This is a genomic window from Bacillus sp. AFS098217 (assembly GCF_002551815.1).
Taxonomy (GTDB): Bacteria; Bacillota; Bacilli; order Bacillales; family Bacillaceae_G; genus Bacillus_A.
Window position 1 is genome coordinate 1 of sequence record NZ_NVPR01000135.1, and the last position, 2437, is coordinate 2437.

The window sequence follows — 2437 nt, forward strand, 5'->3', positions numbered from 1 at the left end:
GCTTGACCTTCAAGTTACTTCAAGGTTTAAAATGTGAGTAGAGAGCTGTAAAGGAGCGTTTTGAAATGAAAAAAATTGAGAAACTAGACGGAGAAATTATTTTATCTTTGGGGGTAAGAAAATGAGTCAAGAACTGAAACTACGCCCTTTAGAACGAGAAGATTTGAAATTTGTTCATGAGCTTAATAACAATGCACATATTATGTCTTATTGGTTTGAAGAACCTTATGAAGCTTTTGTGGAGTTGCAGGATTTATATGATAAGCACATTCATGATCAAAGTGAACGTCGTTTTATAGTGGAAAAAGATAACAATATGGTTGGATTAGTTGAATTAGTGGAGATCGATTATATTCATCGAAGAACAGAATTTCAAATTATCATCGATCCAAAGTATCAAGGTTATGGTTATGCAGCGTGTGCAACTCGTTTAGCAATGGATTACGCTTTTTCCGTATTAAATATGCACAAAATCTATTTAATAGTAGATAAAGAAAACGAAAAAGCTACGCATATTTACAAAAAAGTCGGTTTTGCAATTGAAGGTGAGTTACAAGATGAATTTTTCGTTGATGGTAACTATCATAATGCAATCAGGATGTGTATTTTCCAGCGTCAATATTTAGATATGAAATAATAAATTTTTATATTCATGGAATCAAACACTTTCTTGGAGATATAGACATAACATGTAAAAGGTAATTTGATTATGCATACAAAAGTGAGATGAATGATTATGATAAATCATTATTTTGACAACGGAAGGCAAGTTGCATCAGCGATTACAGCAGCTGGGGCACAGGCAACGATTCATGCGGTTTATCAAGCTATGCAGCACAATCACCACCTTTTCTTGCAATATTATCATCATCCTGTGCATGTCGTACACCCTGGTATATATCTAACTCATTTCTCAGCAATTCCATTTGGGTCAACGTATACAATGTAGCATTGTGATTTAATCAAATCGTCCACATAATAAAACAAAAGGGATGGTGACTCATAAAAAATGTCACGATCCCTTTCGTTTTTATTTCACTACTTTGTTTTGTAATACTATATTCTGCCTAACTTCATTCCAAGGAATGCGAGCAGGATACCGATGCTATAAGTGGCGCCTAGGTATAGGAAGGAAACGCCAAATTTTTTATTAGTGAAAAGCTGGATAGACTCCAATTTAAATGTAGAAAATGTAGTGAAGGCCCCCATGAACCCTGTTCCTAACAATAGTTGCCAACTTTTATCTATGCCTTTACCAACGATATATCCAAGTAAAAATGCACCTGTTATATTGATCAGAAATGTAGCAATCGGAAAAGATATTGCGTTTCTTTTTTTGAACCAATTGCTTATGCCAAAGCGGGTAATGGCACCAAAGAAACCACCAATCGCTACCAATAAAGCATGATACTCTGTCATTACTTAGTTCCCCCTCTGGCTGTGATAGTACGCTTTGCATATAAAATATCTCCAAATTTATAACCCAGTCCAGACATAAGGAGACCGCCCAACATGCTGCATAATACATATAAAATTGCAAGTGTCCATTCTGAATAATTGATTAATTTAACAGTCTCTACACTGAAAGTAGAAAAAGTAGTAAATGATCCTACAAATCCTGTTCCAATTCCTGTGACAATCTCTGAAGGAAGAATGTCCAAACGAGAAATATAAGTAGTAATCCAGCTTAGTACAAAGCAGCCAATTAAATTAATCAATAATGTAGCAAATGGGAAAATATGATGCCAAAACATATCGATATTAAGTCCTAAATAATAACGGGCAAGAGCACCTAATATACCTGCAATACCAACAATAATATATACCAATTCCTTCACCTCTCTTATAGAGTGCTCAAAACAAATAGACTCCTACCAGTGTATATACTGGTAGGAGTCATTAGCTAAGCAGCGGTTATGGCGAACTCCATCGCCTTATGTATTTCATAGTTATTAGTGTACTAAATATATGTAAGATTTCCAACAAATATGTGTTTTGTTTTGTGAGAAATAAACAGCATTTGTATTTTACATTATTGAATACATTCTTGCTCAAAAGTAGCGATTGTCGTTAATTTGAGTAGGAAATTTATTTCATAAAACTAAGCTCTATAAGTTTGCCGAAGTAGCAAGTTTATATTGTTAAGGTGTTTAAAGATATATTTATATAACAATTATGAAGAAAAAAGAGTTGAAAATGATGGTTATTTGTCACGTTATTACAATAGATAATATTATTTAATTTTATTAAAATTAAATATAATGATATATAGTTTTTATTGTGATAAAATATCATGTATATATGTAGAATAATTTTATTTAACTGAAAATACAGAAAATTATTCAAGGAGATTCAGGATTTAGAAAAATGTATTTTGAAATAGTAAGAAGATGATAGAAATATTGATGTATATATACACCAATTAAAAAAACGACAT

4 protein-coding genes and 1 riboswitch are annotated in these 2437 nt (G+C 32.3%); of the genes, 2 read left to right on the forward strand and 2 right to left on the reverse strand.

The genetic code is table 11. The features are described 5' to 3' along the window. Nucleotides 1-121 precede the first annotated feature (121 nt). Nucleotides 122-637, forward strand: coding sequence for a spermidine N1-acetyltransferase (gene speG / locus COO03_RS23760; RefSeq protein ID WP_097899461.1), 516 nt, complete (start codon nt 122-124; stop codon nt 635-637). 99 nt (nt 638-736) lie between these two features. Beyond that, complete coding sequence (locus COO03_RS26665) at nt 737-949, forward strand: DUF3947 family protein (RefSeq protein ID WP_141523315.1); 213 nt, start codon at nt 737-739, stop codon at nt 947-949. Nucleotides 950-1056: 107 nt separating this feature from the next. Here COO03_RS26665 and crcB (COO03_RS23770) read toward each other — a convergent pair whose 3' ends face one another. Continuing rightward, the gene (crcB, locus tag COO03_RS23770) at nt 1057-1419 is read right to left on the reverse strand and encodes a fluoride efflux transporter CrcB (protein ID WP_097899462.1); all 363 of its coding nucleotides are present in this window, start codon (nt 1417-1419) and stop codon (nt 1057-1059) included. Further along, the gene (crcB, locus tag COO03_RS23775) at nt 1419-1829 is read right to left on the reverse strand and encodes a fluoride efflux transporter CrcB (protein WP_141523314.1); all 411 of its coding nucleotides are present in this window, start codon (nt 1827-1829) and stop codon (nt 1419-1421) included. Before crcB (COO03_RS23775) ends, crcB (COO03_RS23770) begins: the two co-directional genes overlap by 1 nt. A gap of 54 nt (nt 1830-1883) precedes the next feature. Continuing rightward, a riboswitch (Fluoride riboswitch) is annotated at nt 1884-1943 on the reverse strand. Nucleotides 1944-2437 lie beyond the last annotated feature (494 nt).

Coding starts and splice junctions, on each gene's coding strand:
- speG (WP_097899461.1), top strand. CDS start 122: ATGAGTCAAGAACTGAAACTACGCCCTTTAGAACGAGAAGATTTGAAA.
- crcB (WP_097899462.1), bottom strand. CDS start 1,419: ATGACAGAGTATCATGCTTTATTGGTAGCGATTGGTGGTTTCTTTGGT.
- COO03_RS26665 (WP_141523315.1), top strand. CDS start 737: ATGATAAATCATTATTTTGACAACGGAAGGCAAGTTGCATCAGCGATT.